Source organism: Sphingopyxis sp. (genome assembly GCF_025869345.1).
GTDB lineage: Bacteria > Pseudomonadota > Alphaproteobacteria > Sphingomonadales > Sphingomonadaceae > Sphingopyxis.
Genome location: NZ_JAOZVW010000063.1, coordinates 30246 through 50369 on the forward strand (window position 1 = coordinate 30246; position 20124 = coordinate 50369).

The 20124-nt window shown below is 66.8% G+C and carries 17 protein-coding genes and 1 tRNA gene; 15 read left to right on the forward strand and 3 right to left on the reverse strand.

The features are described 5' to 3' along the window. The first annotated feature begins 58 nt into the window (after positions 1-58). Positions 59-134 (forward strand) — tRNA-Phe (locus OJI97_RS06925). A gap of 75 nt (positions 135-209) precedes the next feature. Here OJI97_RS06925 and copD read toward each other — a convergent pair. Then, positions 210-1169: a copper homeostasis membrane protein CopD gene (gene copD, locus OJI97_RS06930; RefSeq protein ID WP_297662323.1), complete on the reverse strand. Its 960-nt coding sequence runs from the start codon at positions 1167-1169 to the stop codon at positions 210-212. A 4-nt stretch (positions 1170-1173) separates the two neighbouring features. Further along, positions 1174-1473 carry a copper resistance protein CopC gene (locus OJI97_RS06935; RefSeq protein WP_297662324.1) on the reverse strand — a complete coding sequence of 100 codons (300 nt, stop codon included), beginning with the start codon at positions 1471-1473 and terminating at the stop codon, positions 1174-1176. Between the two features lie 214 nt (positions 1474-1687). On the opposite strand from OJI97_RS06935, the gene OJI97_RS06940 reads away from it, so the two are divergent. From OJI97_RS06940 to OJI97_RS07000, 13 genes are all read left to right on the forward strand, one after another. Beyond that, a complete protein-coding gene (locus OJI97_RS06940; protein WP_297662325.1) occupies positions 1688-1954 on the forward strand; it encodes a hypothetical protein in 267 nt (88 codons plus the stop codon). A gap of 1 nt (position 1955) precedes the next feature. After that, entirely contained in the window at positions 1956-2393 is a 438-nt protein-coding gene (locus OJI97_RS06945; RefSeq protein ID WP_297662326.1) for a periplasmic heavy metal sensor, read from the forward strand. Beyond that, entirely contained in the window at positions 2390-2968 is a 579-nt protein-coding gene (locus tag OJI97_RS06950; protein ID WP_297662327.1) for an RNA polymerase sigma factor, read from the forward strand. Before OJI97_RS06945 ends, OJI97_RS06950 begins: the two co-directional genes overlap by 4 nt. A gap of 85 nt (positions 2969-3053) precedes the next feature. Then, the gene (locus OJI97_RS06955) at positions 3054-4850 is read left to right on the forward strand and encodes a copper resistance system multicopper oxidase (protein WP_297662328.1); all 1797 of its coding nucleotides are present in this window, start codon (positions 3054-3056) and stop codon (positions 4848-4850) included. After that, positions 4847-5794 carry a copper resistance protein B gene (locus OJI97_RS06960; RefSeq protein ID WP_297662329.1) on the forward strand — a complete coding sequence of 316 codons (948 nt, stop codon included), beginning with the start codon at positions 4847-4849 and terminating at the stop codon, positions 5792-5794. The genes OJI97_RS06955 and OJI97_RS06960 overlap by 4 nt, the downstream gene beginning before the upstream one ends. A gap of 264 nt (positions 5795-6058) precedes the next feature. Further along, positions 6059-8383, forward strand: coding sequence for a TonB-dependent receptor (locus tag OJI97_RS06965; RefSeq protein ID WP_297662330.1), 2325 nt, complete (start codon positions 6059-6061; stop codon positions 8381-8383). Between the two features lie 147 nt (positions 8384-8530). After that, positions 8531-10288 carry a hypothetical protein gene (locus OJI97_RS06970; protein ID WP_297662331.1) on the forward strand — a complete coding sequence of 586 codons (1758 nt, stop codon included), beginning with the start codon at positions 8531-8533 and terminating at the stop codon, positions 10286-10288. A gap of 185 nt (positions 10289-10473) precedes the next feature. Next, entirely contained in the window at positions 10474-11391 is a 918-nt protein-coding gene (locus OJI97_RS06975) for a hypothetical protein (RefSeq protein WP_297662332.1), read from the forward strand. Between the two features lie 10 nt (positions 11392-11401). Next, positions 11402-12079 carry a fumarylacetoacetate hydrolase family protein gene (locus tag OJI97_RS06980; RefSeq protein WP_297662333.1) on the forward strand — a complete coding sequence of 226 codons (678 nt, stop codon included), beginning with the start codon at positions 11402-11404 and terminating at the stop codon, positions 12077-12079. Positions 12080-12175: 96 nt separating this feature from the next. After that, positions 12176-13804, forward strand: a complete 1629-nt coding sequence (locus OJI97_RS06985) for a thiamine pyrophosphate-binding protein (RefSeq protein ID WP_297662334.1) — start codon at positions 12176-12178, stop codon at positions 13802-13804. Continuing rightward, positions 13801-15243 carry an aldehyde dehydrogenase family protein gene (locus OJI97_RS06990; RefSeq protein ID WP_297662335.1) on the forward strand — a complete coding sequence of 481 codons (1443 nt, stop codon included), beginning with the start codon at positions 13801-13803 and terminating at the stop codon, positions 15241-15243. The genes OJI97_RS06985 and OJI97_RS06990 overlap by 4 nt, the downstream gene beginning before the upstream one ends. Further along, complete coding sequence (gene kynU / locus OJI97_RS06995) at positions 15233-16480, forward strand: kynureninase (RefSeq protein ID WP_297662336.1); 1248 nt, start codon at positions 15233-15235, stop codon at positions 16478-16480. Before OJI97_RS06990 ends, kynU begins: the two co-directional genes overlap by 11 nt. A gap of 23 nt (positions 16481-16503) precedes the next feature. Next, entirely contained in the window at positions 16504-17877 is a 1374-nt protein-coding gene (locus OJI97_RS07000) for an amino acid permease (protein ID WP_297662337.1), read from the forward strand. A 52-nt stretch (positions 17878-17929) separates the two neighbouring features. Here OJI97_RS07000 and OJI97_RS07005 read toward each other — a convergent pair whose 3' ends face one another. Further along, on the reverse strand, positions 17930-18892 hold the full coding sequence (locus tag OJI97_RS07005; RefSeq protein ID WP_297662338.1) for a LysR family transcriptional regulator: 963 nt from the start codon (positions 18890-18892) through the stop codon (positions 17930-17932). A 161-nt stretch (positions 18893-19053) separates the two neighbouring features. On the opposite strand from OJI97_RS07005, the gene OJI97_RS07010 reads away from it, so the two are divergent. Further along, positions 19054-20070: an amidohydrolase family protein gene (locus tag OJI97_RS07010; RefSeq protein ID WP_297662339.1), complete on the forward strand. Its 1017-nt coding sequence runs from the start codon at positions 19054-19056 to the stop codon at positions 20068-20070. Positions 20071-20124: the final 54 nt, after the last annotated feature.

Below are 20124 nucleotides of genomic sequence, written 5' to 3' on the forward strand. Positions count from 1 at the left end.
AAACACCCTGCCTATAGCCGCCGCTCGCCAGCAGGCCGACCGGCCTCGCGACGCCCGTGCCCGGGTAGCTCAGTTGGTAGAGCATGCGACTGAAAATCGCAGTGTCGGCGGTTCGACTCCGTCCCCGGGCACCATTTCATCGGTATGCGTCGGCTTTTCCGGGAAACTGGCGTTCGCTTCGGCGGCACTGTCGCGGGTCCATGCTTTGATCATATCGCTTCGCCGCCGAAAGGGTCGAGCGTTCCGAACCAGGCGACCAGGGCCAGGATCGCGAGGGCGGCCGCCGCTTCGAGGATCAGACTCCTGCGCAGGGCGGCGATGGCTTTGGACGGATGTGTGTCGCCGCCTGCGTCCATCCGCGCGGCTGCGATACCGAGCGCCGGGGTGAGCCGCCAGCGATTGGCGGCGGCGAGGGCGAGCATGAGCGCGAACAGCGCGAGCTTGGCGAACAGTCCTTGTCCATAGGGCGCGGCGAGCGACCGGCCGAGATTCTCCGCGCCGATGATCATCTGACCGTTGAGGAGCCCGGTTCCCGCGATGGTCAGGACGCAGATCGTTCCCACGACCGAAAAGCGATCGAGGCTGCGCACGGCGATCGCGACCGTCCCCGGCGACGGGCCGCCGCGCCGGGGAGACAGAAGCAGCAGAAAGGCGGCGATCGCGCCGATCCACACCGCCGCCGCCGCCATATGCACGATGTCGCCGATCCGGTGGACGGTTCCGGCGGCGCCCTCGGTCGCGCCGGCGTGGCCCGACCAGGCGAGCGTGCCGACCGCCACCAGGCCCGCCGCCGCGAGTAGCGGGGCGACGATGGTGGGCCACCGCCTTATCCAGATCGACGCCGCCAGCGCGGCGGCGAGCGCGGCGCTGCGATAGAGCCAGGCGGTGCCGACATCGCTTTGTCCGACGATGTCCCGGAACGACTGCGCGTCGAGCGCGAGGAGACCGACGCCCTGCATCGATGCCGCGAGCACGCCCATGCCGAGGGCCGACAGGAGAAGCCCGGCCGCGCAGAGCCACCGTTCGGCGCGCCAGATACCGTCCGTCAGTTCGGGGCTTGCGCGGTCTTGCCGCGTCAGGGCGTGGAGCGGGAAAGCGGCGAGACCGGCGACGAGCATCAGGTCCGCATAGAGCGCGAACCGGATGCCGATCAGGACGGGGTCGCTCACCGCCCTATTTCACCGTGAAGCTGAATTCGCTGCCCATGCGATGGGTGTCCGCGCCCGCGGCCGACCAGCTCAGCGTATAGCTGCCCGCCGCGAGCGGACGCTTGAGCAGGAGCGTCATCGACTTGCCGTCCTTGCCCATCGCCGACGAATAGGGAATTTTCATCGGCGGATGATCGGCCATTCCGGGCATGGCGGTCATGACGAGGCTGGTCTTGATCGTCGCGGGGATCAGCTTCTCGCTGAAGTGCAGACTCACCGACGTCACTTTCGAGACCGTCGAGCCGGCGGCAGGGGTCGAAGCCATGAGCCGGGTGTGGGCGCTTGCCGCGACTGGCGCCACCAGCAGGGCGAGGGCTGCGGCTGCGGATGGAAGAAGGGACTTGAGCATAAAACCTCCAATATCGGGTCTGTCCTGCTAATACGCGGACGGGCGGATTTTCCCTCATCGACCGGTTTGAGGGATGATCGCCGCGGGCGCGTATGCTCTATATAGGAAGGCTGTTCGGCAAAGAGGTCTCATGGACGACGAACTTCGCATCTTGGGCCGGGTCGACCTGCCGGCGGCGCTCGACGCGCTCGACGACCGGGTCGTCCGCGCGCTCGGCGTCCGGCGCCGCGAGGCGGTGGTGATGCGCAGGGTGATGACGCTCGCCGCCGTCCTGTCGCTCGGCGGCGGCATTTTCGCGGGGAGCGTAGTTTCGCGGCCCGCGGTGGCGGCGAGCCCGCTCAGCCCGCTCGCCCCGGCCAGCGCGCTGGCGCCCTCGTCGCTGCTGGACGCGCAATAACATGCTCTCCCGCCGCGTGCTTCTGGTCTGCCTTATCGCCTTTGCCGCCGCCATCGCCGGGGTGTTCGTCGGCCGCCTGGCGACCGACACCCCGAGAGCCAATGAAACCGAGCTTCATGCGCTTCTGCACAGCCAGCTCGACCTGACGGCCGCGCAGAAGGGCCGGATCGACACGATCGAGGCCGATTTCGCCGGCCGCCGGCGCGCGCTGGAGCAGGAGATGCGCGCCGCCAATGTGGCGCTCGCGCAGGCGATCGAGGCCGAGCACGGCTATGGCCCGCGCGTCACCGGGGCGATCGATCACAGCCATCGGGTCATGGGAACGCTGCAAAAGGAAACGCTGGAACATCTCTTTGCGATGCGCGCCGTCCTCGACCGCGACCAGGCGCGTATGTTCGACAAGAGCGTGGTCAAGGCGCTGACCGCCGATGCGCGGTGAGTGCCGGCCCGTCGCAATGGACGGACACCGACCTGGCCGCGCTGGCCCGCGCCGGGCGCGAAGACGCCTGCCGGGAACTGCTGAATCGCCACAAGGCCGGGGTCTACCGGCTGATCGTCCGGCAGACCGGCGATGCCGAGGAGGCGATGGATTTGACGCAGGAGGCGTTTGTCGCGGGTTTCGCGGCGATCGATCGCTATGATGGCGAGCGGCCCTTTCGCATCTGGATCAGCCGGATTGCGATCAACAAGTGCCGCGACTGGGCGCGGCGGCGCAAGGTTCGCGCCTTTTTCACGCGCGCGCTCCCGATCGAAGCCGCGCATGATGTCGCCAGCGGCACGCCATTGCCCGATAGCGAGGCGGGCGATCGGTTCGAACTCGTCCGCGTCCGCGCCGCGATAGCCGATCTGCCCCGGAATTTGCGCGAGGTTCTGCTGCTGCGCGGGGTGGAGGAGATGAGCCAGGCGGAAACGGCGGCGCTGCTCGACGTCAGCGAGAAGACGGTCGAGACGCGCCTCTATCGCGCGCGCGCGAAACTGCGGCAATTGCTTGCCGGGTCGGGCGGCGGCGGATGATATGGATGCGGTGAACGACGGATTGACGTGAGGGGCGGCGGCGGCGCCTGCGTATGAAAGCAAAGAACAAGCATAAACGGTCGGAATGAACATGCAGATCAACAGGCGTCGGTTCGTCAGCGGGGTTTTGGGCGGCGGGGCCGCGGCGACGGCGGCGGCATGGTTTCCCGCCTGGGCGCAGCCGGTGTCGCCTGGCATCACCGCGCCCATCCCGACGGTGTCGGGCAGCGACATCAGGCTGCGCATCGCGCGCCAGACGCTGTTGGTCGACGGCAAGCCGAGCCGCGCGATCGGGATCAACGGGACGGTGCCGGCGCCGCTGGTGCGCCTGAAGGAAGGGCAGACGGCAAGGCTCACCGTCGTCAACGACCTCGATGAGGACAGTTCGATCCACTGGCACGGGCTTCTGCTTCCGTTTCAGATGGATGGGGTTCCGGGGGTCAGTTTTCCGGGGATCAGGCCGCGCTCGACCTTCGTCTATGAATTTCCGGTGATCCAGTCGGGCACCTATTGGTATCACAGCCATTCGGGCCTTCAGGAACAGGTCGGTCATTATGGGCCGATCGTCATCGACCCCGAAGGCGCCGATCCGATCGCCTATGACCGCGAGCATGTCGTCGTGCTGTCCGATCACAGCCGGATCTCGCCCGAGGCGATCTTTCACAAGCTCAAGGTCGATCCCGGCCATTTCAATAACCAGCGCCAGACGCTGTCCGGCCTGCTCGCCGGCAAGGATCAGCCGCTCAGGGAACGGATCGACTGGGGCCGGATGCGGATGGACCCGACCGACGTCGCCGACGTCAACGGTTCGACCTACAGCTTCCTCGTCAACGGCCATGGCCCGCGCGACAATTGGACCGCGCTTTTTCAACCGGGCGAGCGCGTCCGGCTGCGGATCATCAACGCCTCGGCCATGTCGATCTTCAATGTCCGTATCCCGGGGCTACGGATGACGGTGGTGCAGGCCGACGGCCTGAACATCGTCCCGGTCGAGACCGACGAGTTCCAGATCGCCGTTGCCGAGACCTATGACGTCATCGTGACCCCGGCCGAGGATCGCGCCTATACGCTGGTCGCCGAAGCCAATGACCGGTCGGGGATGGGGCGGGCGACGCTGGCGCCGCGCCCCGGCCTGGTGGCGGAGGTGCCGCCGCTGCGACCGCGGCCGCTCGCGACCATGAAGGATATGGGGATGGGCGCCATGGGGGCGATGACGGGCGATGACGCCGCGTGTCCCGCCGAACATGCCGCGATGGGACATTGCACGCCGGCCGTCGACGGCGGGGCGATGGCGGGCATGGACCATGGATCGGGCGGCGCCATGGAGCATGGAATGCGCGACTTCGACGCCGCGCCGCAGGTCAGGCGCGACCCGGGCGTCCAGACGATCTCGCCGATGCCCGTCGACCGGATGGGCGAGCCCGGCCAGGGCCTGGAGGATGCCGGGCACGCGGTCCTGACCTACAAGGACCTCGTTGCGCTCGACCGCAATCCCGACGTTCGCGCCCCCGAACGCTCGCTCGACATCCATCTGACGGGCAATATGGAGCGCTTCATGTGGTCGTTCGACGGCATGAAGATGTCGGATCACCACGAACCCATCCCCTTCATCGAAGGCGAGCGGGTGCGCGTGAACCTGATCAACGATTCGATGATGAGCCACCCGATCCACCTCCATGGCCATTTCTTTGAGCTGGTCACGGGGAAGGGCGACCGGGCGCCGCGCAAGCATACGGTGCTCGTCCAGCCGGGAGGGATCGCAACCTTCGATTTCACCGCCGACGCGGTCGGTGACTGGGCGTTCCACTGTCACCTTCTCTATCACATGTATGCGGGCATGATGCGCGTCGTCAGCGTCCGTCCGCGGGGAGAGCCGGCATGACGCGGCTCGCCCTGATCGTCGCCGCCCAGGCGCTGCTCTTCGCCGTTCCGGCGGGCGCGCAGGACCATGCGATGCACGATATGCAGCCCGCGGCACCCGCGTCCGATCCCATATGCCCGCCGGACCATGCCGCGATGGGCCATTGCACGCCCGCCGCGCCGCCGCCCGCTCCGCAAATGGGCGCGGCCGGCACCGACCTGCCGCCGGGCGACGCGCCCGCTCCCGCGCCGCCCGGCGACTGGTATGCCGACCATATCTATCCGAAGGCGGAGATGGATCGCGCGCGTCACGAGATGATGAAGGAAAATGGCGGACAGACGATCGCGTTTCTCAGCCTCGACCGCGCCGAATATCAGGCGCGCAAGGGGCGCGACGGATATCGCTGGGGCGCCGAAGGCTGGTATGGCGGCGACATCGACCGCATCACGCTCAAGAGCGAAGGCGAAGGCCGGTGGGGCGAGGGGGTGGAGGAGGCCGAGCTTCAACTGCTCTACAGCCGGGCGGTCGGCCCCTATTTCAACCTCCAGGCCGGTGTGCGGCAGGATCTGGGCGAGGGGCCCGACCGCAGCTATGCCGTCGTCGGGTTCGAAGGACTGGCCCCCTATTGGTTCGAGGTCGAGGGTGCGTTGTTCCTGTCGAACAAGGGCGATCTGCTCGGGCGTGTCGAGGGCTATTACGACCAGCGCATCACCCAGCGGCTGGTCCTGCAACCGCGCGCGGAGGTCAATTTCGCGCTTCAGGACGTTCCCGAAACGGGCACCGGATCGGGGCTTTCCGATGTCGAACTGGGGGTTCGGCTGCGCTACGAGATCGTCAGGGAATTTGCGCCCTATGTCGGGGTCGAATGGGCACGCAAGCTCGGCGACACCGCGCGCTTCGCGCGCGCCGGCGGAGAGGATGCGGACGGCGTCAGTTTCGTTCTGGGAGTGCGCGCCTGGTTTTAGCCCGGGTTGATGTCGTTGGCGCTTGAGAAGGCTGTGGTCGGATTGCGCGCACTATAACGAAATAGGAATATCGCATATTCGACAATCTATTATATCGATATAGAAAGCCCGCTAGGTTTCGCTCGTCCAATCGTTCAGGCCGGCACGGGACCTCCCGCAAGAGGACAGGATGCGTCCGGCCGCTGGGGAGGGTAGATTATGCGAATGAATCGAAACTGGCGCCGGGCCTTGCTTGTTACCGCTGCGGCCTGCGCCTTGCCGACCATGGCCGAGGCGCAGTCGGCGCCCGCCGACAATGAAAGTGCCGGCAGCGCGGCGCTGGGCGACGATATCGTCGTGACGGCGCGCAAGCGCGAGGAAAGCCTGCAGGACGTGCCGATCTCGGTCCAGGCGTTCAGCAGCGCGGCGCTCGAACGCGCGGGGATCAAGGATTTCTCCGAAGTCGCCTATCGCGTGCCGGGGCTCAAGCTCAGCGCCGAGCGCGCGGTCGACACCGAACTCTTCATCCGCGGTATCGGCTCCGACATTCAGGGCGCGGGCGCCGACGCGGCGGTCGGCATCTTCGTCGACGGCGTCTATCTGTCGCGCGGCACCGGATCGCTGCTCGACCTTTATGATCTCGAACGCGTCGAGGTGCTCAAGGGGCCGCAGGCGCTGCGCTTCGGCAAGAGCGTCGTCGGCGGCCTGATCAACTATGTCACCAAAAAGCCCGGCGATACCTTCGAGGGCCGGTTCGAGGCGACCTATGGCAATTACAACCGCCTCGACGTCGCGGGGTCGGTCCGCGGGCCGGTGTCCGATACGGTCAGCCTCGGCCTGACCGCCAGCTCGCGCACCCACGACGGCTATGCCAAGAATCTCGGCGGCGGCGATGAGGAGGACCAGAATATGCAGTCGGTCCGCGCCCAGCTTCGCTGGCAGCCCGACGCGACGCTCGATATTAACCTGTCGGCCGATTATACGCGCCACCGCGACGGCGCGCGCTGGGTCGACATCCTGGTTCCCGGCGACAGCCAGGAAGTGACCTATCTCGGCTATTATGCGCCGCCGATCGACAGCCTGCCCGATTTCGTGCTGCCGAACCGCAACGCACCGTTCAAGAGCGCCAGGCATCGCTCGGGCAAGCATAATTTCACCGGCTTCCAGAACGGCGATATGTATGGGGTGAGCGGCACCATCGACTGGCAGCCGAGCGACGGACTCAGCGTCACCTCGCAGACCGCCTATCGCGACAGTTCCTTGCAGGCGCGCGAGGACGGATCGGGGATGTTCTTCGACTTCCCGATCGATCCCGCGACCAACGCACCCGACATCACCTCGGCGATGCGCGCGGGGCTGGACACCTATCTCGCCACCGTGCCCGACAGCTATTTCGACAGCGGCAAGGCCGAGGATGTGAAGCAATTCTCGCAGGAACTGCGCCTGCGTTTCGACAATGGCGGGCCGCTGCGCGTCGAAGGCGGCGTTTATTATCTGCGCGAGAAAATCCGCCGGGCGGAGGATGTGAACTTCCTCTTCCCCGATTATCAGGCGATCGAGTCCTTCGCTTATGCCATCGCCTATGGCGGCATACCGGATACGCCGACGCCGGGGTCGAACCACACGGTCACCACCTCGCTCAACGACAATGTCGGTGTCTTCGGCGAACTCAGCTACAGCATCACCGACAAGCTGACTTTCGAGGCCGGGCTGCGCTATGCCTACGACCACAAGCGCTATTCGAACAATCGCTCGGGCGTGTCGTTCGAGAATGAGGCGGTCAATTTCAGGGTCGGCGAGACGCGGAGCTGGGACGCCTGGCTGCCGAGCGCGACGCTGCGTTTCGAGCCGAGCGACAATGTCACCCTCTATGGCCGCTATGCCAAGGGCTACAAGCCCGGCGGCTGGACCGGCGAGGATGCCAATAATCCGGCCGAAGCGCTGGTGTCGTTCGACCCCGAAACCGCCGACAGCTTCGAGGTCGGGGCGAAGCTGGCGCTCGCCAACCGGCGCCTGTTTATCAACGCCGCGGCCTATTACACCAATTACGACAATCTCCAGACCAACCAGTTCCTGTCGCCGGGGCCGGGGGTGCCGCCCGACAATTTCGTGTTCAACGCCAAGAACGGCACCCGCGCCTATGGCCTCGAGCTCGATTTCCAGGCGCGGATCACCGACGGCTTCACTTTGTCGGGCAATTACGCCTTTTCGAAGTGCAATTTCACCGGCGAGCTGATCATCGATGACGAGGGCACCGACCTCGACGGCAACACCTGCCGCCGCACGCCGAAGCACGCCTTCAACGTCGCGGCCAATTTCGAACAGCCGGTCAGCGAGGGGCTGGTGCTCGTCCTCGGCAGCGACTTCCAGTATACGGGGGCCAATTTCTTCGACAATCCGAACACGCCGATCCTGAAGTTCGGCGACGAAATCCTGCTCAATGCGCGGATCGGATTGCGCGACGCCGACGACAAGTGGGAGTTGACGGCCTGGGCGAAGAATCTGACCAACGAGCTCAACTATACGAGCAAGCTCGAATTATTCGGGACCATCTATTCGACCTATATCCCGCCGCGCACCTATGGCGTGACCGCGCGGTTCCGTTTCTGAGGTTTGATGAGGTCAGCAAATATTCGTCATTGCGAGCGAGGCGAAGCAATCCAGAGCGGTTTACGCGCACGCTGGATTGCCGCGTCCCCCGGATCAAGTCCGGGGTCCTCGCAATGACGATGTGAGTCAATACGAAGGAGGTTCGCAATGAAGCGCGGCATCAGGATCATGGCAGGCATGGGGGCGGGGCTGGCCGCGCTGCTCGGCGCGGCGGCGCTGAACGCCGCGGACGGCAGCGAACATGCCGAGGCGCCGGTCGACATCCGCGACCCCTGGCTCAAGGCGTGGATCGCCGCGACCCCCGACAATCCGCCGCGCCCGCCGGTTCCGGGCACCGATTACGGCATGAACCCCGACGGCAGTTTTCGCCACCCGGTCGCGACGCCGCTCACCAACGACGCGCCGGCCTTTCCCGGCGAGCTCGATCATTGGGACCAGAACAGCTACGCGAAGAATGTGAAGGTCATCGCTTTCTATCCCGCGGTGACCTCGCCCTGGCACGCCTGGGCGAACATCGCCGATTTCGGCGGCAAGCGCTATCTCTATGCCCACGATCGCGACTATCTGCGCATCCTCGACGTCACCGACCCGCGCAAGGCGAAGACGGTGTGGTCGCAAGGCGGCGTCTGGGGTCCGAAGGGGTCGAGCGAGGATTGGGACGCGGCGGCGGTCACCGATTATTTCGGCGGCGTCACCATCGCCTGGAACAAGAAACTGCAACGCAACGTCCTCGTCGCCTCCTACGAGATCGGCCGCTTCGGCCTGATGGAAGACAAGAAGCGCGAGCCGGGCAAGGTGGCCGAGCAGCGCCACTATAATTCGCTCAAGGGTTTCAAGGTCTTCGTCATGGACGGCCCGACCCCCGACAAGTGGAAGCTGATCGCGACGCGCACCACCGATTACCAGCACCCCGACGCACCGATCGGCGAGCAGCAGGGTTCGGGCGCGCTCGACGCGGTGGCGTGGTGGGGCGGCAAATATATGCTGCTTTCGGCGGCGCCCGACGACAGCTATTCGGCGACCGAATATCCCGACTATCTCTATTCGCCCGGCTATCAGGTCTGGGATATGTCGGACCCGGCCGATCCGAAATTCGTCTCGCAGATCACGGTTCCGGGGCAGCGGCTCGGCGACAAGGACAGCGAGGCCGCCTATCGCGCCAATCCGCGCGCCGGCAACCGGACGAGCTGGATGGGCTCGCGAACCGCGCTGCTGCTCACCAAGCCGATCGAGGACGGCGGCAAGATCGGCTTCGGCGGCATGGGCGGCCTCGGCTTCTACAGCTTCGATCTCTCCGATCCCGCCAATCCCAAAACGCTCGGCCATGTGACGATCCCGCCGAGCTATGCCGGGACCGAGTTCGACAATGTCGACGTCAGCCAGTACGACCGCACCGGCTTCGTGTTCGGCAACGGCTATCCGATGAACGGCAATTGCTATGAGCCGTACAAGGACATTTATTCGATCGACGCGCGCGATCCCGCGCATCCGAAGATCGCGGCGCGCTTCCCGCGCCCGACGCCGCCGAAGGACGCCGATTTCACCGATTATTGCCAGCGTCGCGGCAGCTTCGGCCCCAAAAGGTCGGGCGGGATAGGGCAGCCCGGGCAGGCGGAGGATCGCCAGGGCCTCGCCATCTATGCCTTTTATACCGCGGGGATTCAGATCTTCGACGTCAAGGACCCGGCGAAACCGAGCATCGCGGGTTATTTCGTGCCGCGCTTCCCGACCGACGCCGAACTGCCCGACTATGCGAAGGAAAATTCGACCTTCGCGGTGTTCACCGAATATGACCGCAACATCATCTGGGCCTTTTCGGTGAACGGCGTCTACGCGCTGTCGAGCCCGCTGCTCGGCAAACCGAACCTCGGCGCGCCAAAGGCGGTCTGGCCTGCGCGGCGATAGGTCAATCCCATGCAAGCTAAATCAATCCGATTCCCCGAGCGAAGCCGAGGGGCTCGTTCGAGCGAAACGAGAACCTGCACCGTCGCGGCCTCGACTTCGCTCGGCAGGGCCCCTCGGCTTCGCTCGGGGAGTCGGGATTTGCTTGTAGCTCACCATCCCGATCCCACTTTCTGAAGGATAAACTCATGCGCGCAGCCATGATGGCGCTGGCGGGGGCCTTGCTCCTCGCCGGATGCTCGAACGCGGCCCCCGACAAGCCGGCGGCGAAGTCCGCCGAACCCGCGGGCGACAATATCCTCCACATCAGCTGGGGCGGCATCGCCGAGGCCGATGCGGGCGAGGCGAAGCGGCACTGGTCGACCTGGACGATCAACCTCGTCGATGGCGGCCCGGCCTATGGCTGGCTGTCCGACAAGGGCGCCGCCTTGCCGCATGCGCTGAATTTCGAGCTCGCGGGCACCGGCAAGATCGACGCCGTCGCGCTCGACAATCGGTTCGAGCCCGTGGTGCGCGAGGACGGGTCGATGTCGCAGACCGCCGAAGGGTCGCCGGTGCGGCGCTTCGCGCTGCTCGGCTCGACCAAGGGGCCGGAAGGCCCCTACGAGACGCTCGTCGAGGGCGAGGCGAAGGCCGATGCGCAGACCGTCGTCAAGCTGCCGAAGCAGGCCGCCACGCGCTGGCTGCGGCTGCGCATCGACAGCAATTGGGCGGGCAGCGGCCAGACGCGGCTTTCGGACCTCGCGGTCCTCGGCACGCTCGATCAGCGCGGCGGCGCGGCCATCGCCGACGCCAGCGGCATTTACAGTCACGAATACGGCCCGATCCTGCTGCGGCAAAAGGGCAATGAGGTCTTCGGCTGTTATAACGACGGGCTCGGCACGCTGCGCGGCACGGTCTTCGGCCGGATCATGCGGCTCGCCTGGTATTCGAAGGCGGAGGGCAGCATCGGCGCGGCGACGCTGGTCGCGGCGAACGGCAAGCTCTATGGCTTCTGGTATCGCCCCGAAGACAGGATGGGCAGCCCGTGGAATGCGGTGAGGGAAGGCGGCCTTGAAGGCGCCGACCTCGGCAAATGCCGCGCGGCGCTCTATCCGCCAGCCTGAGGATCTGCCCATGCGTTTCGATGTCCCCGCTCCCACCGCCGAAATCGCCGGAAGCGGCGAGCGTTTTCCCGTCCGCCGCATCTTCTGCGTCGGCAAGAATTACGCCGACCATGCGCGCGAGATGGGCGGCGATCCGACGCGCGAGCCGCCCTTCTTCTTCTCGAAGCCCGCCGATGCGCTGGTGGCGGGAGCGGCCGACATCGCGATGCCGCCGCGCACCGGCAACCTGCATCACGAGATCGAGCTCGTCGTGGCGCTCGCGAAGGGCGGCGCGAATATCGCGTCCGACGATGCGGCGGATTGCATCTTCGGCTATGCCGTCGGCAACGACCTGACCCGCCGCGACTTGCAGGCCGACGCCAAGGCCGGCGGGCGGCCGTGGGACATGGCGAAGGGCTTCGACCATAGCGCCGTCCTCTCGCCGATCCGCCCCGCGGCCGAGATCGGCCATCCGTCGAGTGCGCGCATTTGGCTGTCAGTGGGTGGCGAGGTGCGGCAGGACGGCGACATCGCCGACATGATCTGGCCGGTCGCCGACATTATCGCCGAATTGTCGACCTATGTCGAACTCAAGCCTGGCGACCTCATCTATACCGGTACGCCTGCGGGCGTCGGCCGCATCGTGGCGGGCGATGTCGTCGAGGGCGGGATCGACGGCATCGGGACGATTGCGAACCGCTTCCTATAACTGGTTCGCCATATCATCGCGGGTATTTGATATTATTTGTGTATGGCGCCCGCGCCTAATCGGGGTGCGACTGCACTCTCGCATGAAGGATCGCGCATGACATCGACCACAGTGGCCCGCAACGTCGTGACGGGGCTGCGCGACCTGGGCGTGCGTCATATCTTCGGCGTGCCGAGCGGCGGCTGGGTCGATTATATGGAGGCGATCCGCACCACCGACGGCATCGATTTCGTGCTGACCAGCCACGAAGGCGGCGCGGGCTTCATGGCCGATGTGTGCGGGCGGCTGACCGGCGTGCCCGGCGCCTGCTTCGGCACCTTCGGGCCGGGCGCCACCAACCTTGCGACCGGAATCGGCGGCGCGACGCTCGACCGCTCGCCGATGATCGCGCTGACCGACGAGATGCCCGCGCCGCTGCGCGGCCGCACGGTGCAGATGGGAATCGACCATCAGGCGCTGTTCGCGCCGCTGACCAAGGCGACGATGCGGATCGCGGCCGGCAGCGCCGTCGACACGCTGGCCGATGCGGCGCGCATCGCGCTGTCGGGCCGCCCCGGCGCCGTGCATGTCGGACTGCCGCAGGGGATGAGCGCGGAGGCGGTCGAGGCCGCGACGATCGGCGCGGTCACCGTTGACCCGCTGCCGGCGCCCGATGCCGCCGCGATCGACGTGCTCGTCGCCGCCTTTGCCGCCGCCGAAAAGCCGGTGCTGGCGATCGGTCTCGGCGCCGTCCACGCGAAGGTGCAGGACCGTATCGTCGCGCTCGCCGAGCGCTTCGGTCTGCCGGTGCTGCTGACTCCGATGGCGAAGGGCATGGTTGCCGAGGATCATCCCAATTATGCGGGCGTCCTCTTCCACGCGCTGTCCGACACGGTCGGGCTCACCCATGCCGAGGCCGATCTGGTCGTCGCGGTCGGCTATGATCCGATCGAGTTCAATTATGAAAGCTGGATGAAGGACGGGCTGGCGCTCGCCAGCATCGACGTCGCGCCCGCCGACATCGACCGCGAAACACATCCGGTCGCCGCCGAGGTCGTTGGCGCGATCACGCCCGCGCTCGACGCGCTGTTCGCGCTGCCCGCCGAAGCCAAGGGCTGGGACCTCGCCGCGCTCGCCGAGCGCAAGGCGGCGATGTTCGCGAAGCTCGCGGGGCAGGGCGGGCGCTTCGGCCCCTGCGCGGCGCTCGACGTGCTTCGCGACGTCCTACCCGACGACGGCATCATGACCTGCGACGTCGGCGCGCACACCCATCTGATCGGCCAGCATTGGCGCACGCCCCGGCCGGGGACGCAGATCATGACCAACGGCTGGTCGGCGATGGGCTTCGGCCTGCCCGCCGCGATCGCCGCGAAGCTCTGCCGCCCCGCCACGCCCGTGTGCTGCGTCGTCGGCGACGGCGGCTTCCTGATGACCGTCGGCGAGCTGGCGACCGCGGCGCGCGAGAAATTGCCGATCGTGATCGTCGTCTTCACCGACAACGACCTCGCGCTGATCCGCATCAAGCAGGAAAAGAAGGCGAACCCGATCTACGGCACCCCGGTGCGCGCCGAGGGGACGATCGGCGGCCCGTCGCTGTTCGGCGTCCCCGTCACGGTCGCGCGCGACCCCGCCGAGTTCCGCGCCGCGCTCGAGGCCGGGTTCGCCGCCGACGGTCCGGTGATCGTCGAGGCGCTGCTCGACAGCCGCGAATATGACGAACTGGTGCTCCGCAAGGACAAGCCATGATGCATGTCGCGGTCGATACCGGCCGGTCGCTGCTGATCGGCGGTCGCTGGGAAGCGGCGGCGGAGACGATGCCGGTGGTCAATCCGTGGTCGGGCGAAGCGCTCGGCGCGGTCGCCTGCGCCGATGGAAGCCATGTCGAGCGCGCGGTGGCGAGCGCCCTGCGCGGCGCCGAGGCGATGCGCGACCTGTCGACCGGCGAACGCTCGCGTATCCTCCACGCCGCCGCGACGGCGCTTGCGGCCGATGCAGAACGCTTCGCCGCCGCGATCACCGCCGAGACCGGCAAGTCGATCCGCGCCGCGACGCGTGAGGTCGCGCGCGCGGTCAACACGCTTCGCCTCTCGGCGGAGGAGGCGCTGCGGCTCGCGGGCGAGACGATCGCCTTCGACAGCTTTCCGGGCGGCGAGGCGCGGTCGGGCCATTATGTCTATGAACCCGTCGGGGTGATCGCCGCGATCACGCCGTTCAACGATCCGCTGAACCTCGTCTGCCACAAGCTTGGCCCGGCCTTCGCGGCGGGCAATGCGGTGGTGCTCAAGCCCGCCGAGCAGGCGCCGCTCGTCGCGGTCCTGCTCGCGAAACTGCTGCTCGCGGAGGGACTGCCCGCCGAGGCGCTGAACCTGCTGACCGGGCGCGGGTGCGATTTCGGCGGTGCGCTGACCGGACATCCCGGCGTGGCGATGGTCAGCTTCACCGGCGGCGCCAATGTCGGTCAGGCGATCTGCCGGTCGGCGGGGATCAAGCGCGTCGCGATGGAACTCGGCGGCAACGGCCCGGTGATCGTGATGGACGACGCCGATGTCGAAAAGGCCGCCGCCGCCTGCGTATCGGGCGCGTTCGGCGCGGCGGGGCAGAATTGCATCGGCGTCCAGCGCCTCTACGTCCACGATGCCATCTACGACGTTTTTCGCGAGGCGCTGGTCGCCGCTGCCGGCGCATTGCGCGTCGGCGACCCGATGGACCCCGCGACCGACGTCGGGCCGATGATCGGCGGTGACGAAGCGGCGCGGATCGTCGGCTGGGCCGACGAGGCCGTCGCGCGCGGCGCAACCCTGCTCGCGGGCGGTGAGCGCGCCGGGGCGCTGGTGCGGCCGACTCTGCTCGCGGACGTTCCCGACGACGCGCGCGTCGCCTGCCACGAAGCTTTCGGCCCGGTGGTCAGCCTGTTCCGCTTCGCCGACTTGGACGAAGCCATCGACGCCGCCAACCGCGCCGACTATGCGATCCACGCCGCCATCTTCACCGAATCGCTCCGGCATGCGCGCCACGCTGCGCGGCGGCTGCGTGCGGCGGGGGTGATGATCAACGATTCGACCGATTACCGGCTCGACGCCATGCCCTTCGGCGGCGCGGGGCGGGGGAATATGGGCCGCGAAGGCGTGCGCTTCGCCGCGCGCGAAATGTCGCAGACGAAGGTGATTTGTTTCCATGACGCTTGATACTCTCGACCGCGCCGCGTGTGAGGCGATGGACGCCGCCGACCCGCTCGCGCCGCTCCGCAACCGCTTCGACCTGCCCGAAGGGATGATCTATCTCGACGGCAATTCGCTCGGCGCGATGCCGAAGGGCGCGGCGGCGCGCGCGCACGACGTGGTGACGCGCGAATGGGGCACCGACCTGATCAAGAGCTGGAACAGCGCCGGCTGGTTCGACCTGCCGGTGCGCCTCGGCGACAAGCTCGCGCCGCTGCTCGGCGCCGCGCCGGGCGAAGTGGTCGTCTGCGATTCGACGAGCCAGAATCTGTTCAAGGTCCTGTCCGCCGCGGTCGCGCTGCGCCCCGAGCGCCGCGTGCTGATCCTCGAAGGCAGCAATTTCCCCACGAATAATTATATCGCGCAAGGCGTCGCCGCGGCGACCGGCGGGCGCGTCGAGGTTCGGCTCTGCGAAAAGGACGAGATCGCCGATGCGATCGACGAAGACACGATCGCGGTCGCGATCACCCATGTCCATTACAAGTCGGGGCACGTCCACGACATGGCGGCGATCACCGCGCGCGCGCAGGCGGCGGGAGCGCTTGCGATCTGGGATTTGTGCCACAGCGCCGGGGCGATGCCCGTGGATCTGGGCGGCTGCAATGCCGATTTCGCGGTCGGCTGCACCTATAAATATCTGAACGGCGGCCCCGGCTCGCCCGCCTTCCTGTTCGCGGCGCAGCGGCACCAGGGGCAGGCACTCCAGCCCGTCACCGGCTGGTGGGGCCACGCCGCGCCCTTCGCGTTCGAGCCGGGATACCGCCCGCAACACGACATCCGCCAGTTCCTGATCGGCACCCAGCCGATCCTGTCGATGGCGCTCGTCGAGGTCGGGCTCGACATTCATCTCGCCGCCGACATGGACGCGATCCGGGCGAAATCGATGGCGCTGACCGACCTCTTCATCCGCCTCGTCGAGACACGCTGCGCCGGACATGGCTTCAAGCTCGCTTCGCCGCGCGACGCGGCGGCGCGCGGCAGCCAGGTGTCCTTTGCGCACGCCGACGGCTATCCGATCATGCGCGCGCTGATCGCCGCCGGGGTGATCGGCGATTTCCGCGCCCCCGACACGGTGCGCTTTGGCTTCACGCCGCTCTATGTCGGCTTTGCCGACGTGTGGGACGCGGTCGACCGGCTGGTGACGATCATGGATGGCGACATCTGGAAATTGCCCGAGCATCAGGTCCGCGACGCGGTCACATGAGCGGCAGGGGAGGGGATGCAAGCATGGACGAACAGGCCTATCTCGACCGCGAGGCGGGGCTCGAACGCGGGCTCAGCAAGGCGCAGATCACGATGATCGGCCTCGGCGGCGCGATCGGCACCGGCCTGTTCATGGGCTCGGGGATCGCGATCGGCTATGCCGGGCCGGGCGTGCTCGTCAGCTATGCGATCGCGGCGCTGGTCGCGGTGATCATGGTGTTCAGCCTCTCCGAAATGGCGGTTGTCCATCCGACCGCGGGTTCGTTCGGCACCTATGCCGAAATCTACCTCGGGCCAATGATGGGCTTCATCGTCCGCTATACCTACTGGATCCAGCAGGTGCTGCTGATCGGCAGCGAGGCGGTCGCGGTCGGCATCTACATGGGCTGGTGGTTCCCCGACACGCCGGTATGGATGTGGGCGCTCGGCAGCGCCGCCACCGTCGTCTGGGTCAACACGCGCGCGGTGCATAATTTCGGCTCGGTCGAATATTGGCTGACCGTGATCAAGGTGTCGGCGATCGTCGCTTTCATCATCGTCGGGCTGAGCCGCATCTTCGGCGTCGTCGGCGATCCGGTCGGGCTCCACAACGTCACCGGGCTCGCGGGCGGCTTTCTGCCGAACGGCTTTTCGGGCGTCTGGCTGGCGGTGCTGATGGCGCTGTTTTCGTTCATGGGTCTGGAGTTCGTCGTCGGCACCGCGAGCGAGGCGAAGGATCCCAGGGTCGCAATCCCCGCCGCGCTCAGGACGATGGCGGCGCGGCTGTTCCTCTTCTATATCCTCGCGCTGTTCATCATCGTCGCCTTCCTGCCGTGGACCGAGTCCGGCGCGAAGGTCGTCACCGAAAGCCCGTTCGTGAAGATGTTCGCGAGCGCGGGCATTCCCTATGCGGCGGGGCTGATGAATTTCGTCGTCGCGACCGCGGCGCTGTCGGCGATGAACACCAGCATTTATTTGGGCTCGCGAATGCTCTTTTCGCTCGCGCGCGGCGGCTATGCGCCGCGGAAGCTGGGCGAGCTCAACGCGCAGCATGTGCCGATGCGCGCGACGATCGTCACCGGCATCGGCATTCTCGCCGCCGCCTCGCTGTCGATCCTGACCCCGCTCGCGTATAATTATCTCTTCGGCATCGTGCTGTTCGGCGGGCTGCTCGTCTGGAGCGCGATCCTGGTCAGCCACCTGCGCTTCCGCCGCAAACATCATGCGGCCGACCTGCCGGTGCGGATGCCCTTCTTCCCCTATGCGCAGCTCTTGGGGCTGGGATTGCTCGGCGCAATCACGGTGACGATGGCGGTCGACGCCGACTGGCAGGTCGCGGTGTTCGCGGGCGGGCCGTGGCTGGTGCTGATCACCGCCGCCTATTTCGTCTGGCGGCGTGTTGCGGCGGTCAGCGCCTGATCAACCTAGACGGGAACGACACGCGGGGGAACAGGGAGATGATAAGCTGGCGCTAGCCCAGCGCGTCCTGATCCTGTCCCAGTTCGCCCCGGATCTCCGCGGCGACTTCGTGAACGACGCCCATGAAATAGGCGGCGGCGGCCGATAGTTCGACATTGGCGTGCGTCGTCGCGCCGATCCGCGAATTGGCGCCCTCCAGCGTCACCGGCAGCGCGACGAGTCCCGCCTGGCCGAGCCCGACCTGATGCGGCATCGCGGCGAGCATGTCGGTACTGACCAGCAGCGCATGATTGGTCAGGATCGACACCGATTCGATCACGTCGCGCGGGGGTTCGAGGTCTTCGTGGCGAAAGGCATGGTCGATCTGGCGGCGCAGCGAGGTCTGCGGCGGCGGCATCACCCACGCCTGCTCGACCAGCTCGGCGAGCGTCAGCGCGGTTCGTTCCGCCAGCGGATGCCCCTCGCGCACCATGATCGATACGGTGTCGAGATAGAGCACCTCCTGCTTCAGCCCCTCGCGCTCGCGATATTCGGGCAGGCGGCCGAGCACGACGTCGATGTCGCCGGTGCGCAGCCCCGGCATCAGCCGGTCGATCGTCCCCTCGGCGACCGTCACCGCGATCCCCGGCCGCCGTTCGCGCAGCAGCGCGAGCGCGCGCGGCAGCAGCGAGGTCGAAGCCGCGAGCAAAGTCCCGACATGGACGCGCCCCGACAAGCCCTCCTCGAGCGATTGCAGTTCCTCGCTCGCGTGGCGGAGCTGGGCGAGGATCAGCTTGGCGTGCTTGATCATCACCGCGCCGAAATCGGTCGGGCTGACCCCGCGCGACGAGCGCTCGAATAACTGGACGCCGAGCGCGTCCTCGAGCTCCTTGATGCTCTTCGTCGCGGCGGGTTGCGCGATGTTCAGCGCCTGCGAACCCTTCAAGACCGTGCCCTCGTCGGCGATCGCGGTGAGCAGGCGGAGCTGGCGCAGCTTCAACCGGCTCAGCAGGAAATTCTCGTGAAATTTAGGCATGATGACCCTCCGCCCCGATTTTGGTCGGTTATAGCCGTTTTGTAATAGCTAGGGCAAGTCTAGGGATTATTGTTGATAGCTGACCGCCGTTACTCAACTTCATGGCCCGCGCGCATCGGCGCTCCGCGGGAAGGCGAAATGGCGAGGATGCGGCGACAATCATGATGGACGAGGGTGCGACACAGGCGGCAGTGATCGACATGCACAGCCACTTCTTTCCCGCGATGGATGCCGCCTATCGCGCGCGTGCCGAGGCCGAAGGCCTGCCCTGGCTGCGCGATGACGGCGCGGGCCACGGCTTCATCATGCAGGGCGCGAAGACGTTTCGTCCGGTCGACGACATCCTCTGGGACCCCGCGCGGCGCGTCGAGGCGCTCGACGAGCAGGGGATCGATCTTCAGATCATCTGCGCGACCCCGATCATGTTCGGATACAGCCGCCCGGCCGAGCAGGCGCTCGATTGCGCGCGGCGCTTCAACGACGAGGCACTCGCTTTCTGCAACCACGCGCCGCACCGGATGAAGGCGCTCGCGCAGGTGCCGCTGCAGGACATCGACCTGTCGTGCGCCGAGGTCAGCCGCGCGATGGAGACCGGCCATCTCGGCGTCCAGATCGGCAACCACATGGGGCTGCGCAACCTCGACGACGAAGGCATTTTGACCTTTCTCACCCATTGCGCGGAGGTCGGCGCCGCGGTGCTCGTCCACCCGTGGGACATGATGGCGCGCGAGCGGATGCCCCAATATATGCTGCCCTGGCTCGTCGCGATGCCCGCCGAGACGCAGCTTTCGATCCTGTCGCTGATCCTCTCGGGCGCGTTCGAGCGCCTGCCCAGGAGCCTGCGCATCTGCTTCGGCCACGGCGGCGGCAGCTTCGCCTTCCTGCTCGGCCGGGTCGAAAATGCGTGGAAGCATCGCGACATCGTCCGCGTCGACTGCCCGAACCCGCCCTCTTCCTATGTCGACCGTTTCTTCGTCGATTCGGCGGTGTTCGATCCGCGCGCGCTCAGCCTGCTCGTCGATGTGATGGGCGAGGACCGCATCCTGCTCGGCTCCGACCATCCCTTTCCGCTCGGCGAACAGGACATCGGCGCGCTGGTGCGCGAGCATGATGGCCTGTCGGCGACGCAGAAGGCGAAGATATTCAGCGGCAATGCGCGGACGTTCCTGAATTTATAATCGTCATTGCGAGCGAAGCGAAGCAATCCAGAGTGGTCTTGCACCGCTCTGGAT

What these genes read in the sequence shown, in the direction of transcription:
- OJI97_RS06935 (WP_297662324.1), bottom strand. Translation starts at nt 1,473, where the DNA reads ATGGCTTCGACCCCTGCCGCCGGCTCGACGGTCTCGAAAGTGACGTCG.
- OJI97_RS06940 (WP_297662325.1), top strand. Translation starts at nt 1,688, where the DNA reads ATGGACGACGAACTTCGCATCTTGGGCCGGGTCGACCTGCCGGCGGCG.
- OJI97_RS06945 (WP_297662326.1), top strand. Translation starts at nt 1,956, where the DNA reads ATGCTCTCCCGCCGCGTGCTTCTGGTCTGCCTTATCGCCTTTGCCGCC.
- OJI97_RS06955 (WP_297662328.1), top strand. Translation starts at nt 3,054, where the DNA reads ATGAACATGCAGATCAACAGGCGTCGGTTCGTCAGCGGGGTTTTGGGC.
- OJI97_RS06960 (WP_297662329.1), top strand. Translation starts at nt 4,847, where the DNA reads ATGACGCGGCTCGCCCTGATCGTCGCCGCCCAGGCGCTGCTCTTCGCC.
- OJI97_RS06965 (WP_297662330.1), top strand. Translation starts at nt 6,059, where the DNA reads ATGGCCGAGGCGCAGTCGGCGCCCGCCGACAATGAAAGTGCCGGCAGC.
- OJI97_RS06970 (WP_297662331.1), top strand. Translation starts at nt 8,531, where the DNA reads ATGAAGCGCGGCATCAGGATCATGGCAGGCATGGGGGCGGGGCTGGCC.
- OJI97_RS06975 (WP_297662332.1), top strand. Translation starts at nt 10,474, where the DNA reads ATGCGCGCAGCCATGATGGCGCTGGCGGGGGCCTTGCTCCTCGCCGGA.
- OJI97_RS06980 (WP_297662333.1), top strand. Translation starts at nt 11,402, where the DNA reads ATGCGTTTCGATGTCCCCGCTCCCACCGCCGAAATCGCCGGAAGCGGC.
- OJI97_RS06985 (WP_297662334.1), top strand. Translation starts at nt 12,176, where the DNA reads ATGACATCGACCACAGTGGCCCGCAACGTCGTGACGGGGCTGCGCGAC.
- OJI97_RS06990 (WP_297662335.1), top strand. Translation starts at nt 13,801, where the DNA reads ATGATGCATGTCGCGGTCGATACCGGCCGGTCGCTGCTGATCGGCGGT.
- kynU (WP_297662336.1), top strand. Translation starts at nt 15,233, where the DNA reads ATGACGCTTGATACTCTCGACCGCGCCGCGTGTGAGGCGATGGACGCC.
- OJI97_RS07000 (WP_297662337.1), top strand. Translation starts at nt 16,504, where the DNA reads ATGGACGAACAGGCCTATCTCGACCGCGAGGCGGGGCTCGAACGCGGG.
- OJI97_RS07005 (WP_297662338.1), bottom strand. Translation starts at nt 18,892, where the DNA reads ATGCCTAAATTTCACGAGAATTTCCTGCTGAGCCGGTTGAAGCTGCGC.
- OJI97_RS07010 (WP_297662339.1), top strand. Translation starts at nt 19,054, where the DNA reads ATGATGGACGAGGGTGCGACACAGGCGGCAGTGATCGACATGCACAGC.